The organism is Kluyvera sp. 142486, from assembly GCF_046569695.1.
Taxonomy (GTDB): Bacteria; Pseudomonadota; Gammaproteobacteria; order Enterobacterales; family Enterobacteriaceae; genus Kluyvera.
The window spans coordinates 1-720 of record NZ_JBKHUI010000044.1 but is presented as its reverse complement, the minus strand read 5'-3'; the positions used below and the strand labels follow the sequence as shown (position 1 = coordinate 720).

The 720-nt window shown below is 53.3% G+C and carries 1 rRNA gene; it reads right to left on the bottom strand.

The features are described from left to right. Nucleotides 1-29: 29 nt before the first annotated feature. A 23S ribosomal RNA gene (locus ACLGE8_RS22660) occupies nucleotides 30-720 on the bottom strand; the annotation flags it as partial.

Here is a 720-nt window from a genome sequence, read left to right as displayed (position 1 = left end):
TCTCTTCGCCAAAACATCTTCGGCGTTGTAAGGTTAAGCCTCACGGTTCATTAGTACTGGTTAGCTCAACGTATCGCTACGCTTACACACCCAGCCTATCAACGTCGTCGTCTTCAACGTTCCTTCAGGACTCTTAAAGAGTCAGGGAGAACTCATCTTGGGGCAAGTTTCGTGCTTAGATGCTTTCAGCACTTATCTTTTCCGCATTTAGCTACCGGGCAATGCCATTGGCATGACAACCCGAACACCAGTGATGCGTCCACTCCGGTCCTCTCGTACTAGGAGCAGCCCCCCTCAATTCTCCAGCGCCCACGGCAGATAGGGACCGAACTGTCTCACGACGTTCTAAACCCAGCTCGCGTACCACTTTAAATGGCGAACAGCCATACCCTTGGGACCTACTTCAGCCCCAGGATGTGATGAGCCGACATCGAGGTGCCAAACACCGCCGTCGATATGAACTCTTGGGCGGTATCAGCCTGTTATCCCCGGAGTACCTTTTATCCGTTGAGCGATGGCCCTTCCATACAGAACCACCGGATCACTAAGACCTGCTTTCGCACCTGCTCGAGCCGTCACTCTCGCAGTCAAGCTAGCTTATGCCTTTGCACTAACCTCCTGATGTCCGACCAGGATTAGCTAACCTTCGTGCTCCTCCGTTACTCTTTAGGAGGAGACCGCCCCAGTCAAACTACCCACCAGACACTGTCCGCAACCCGG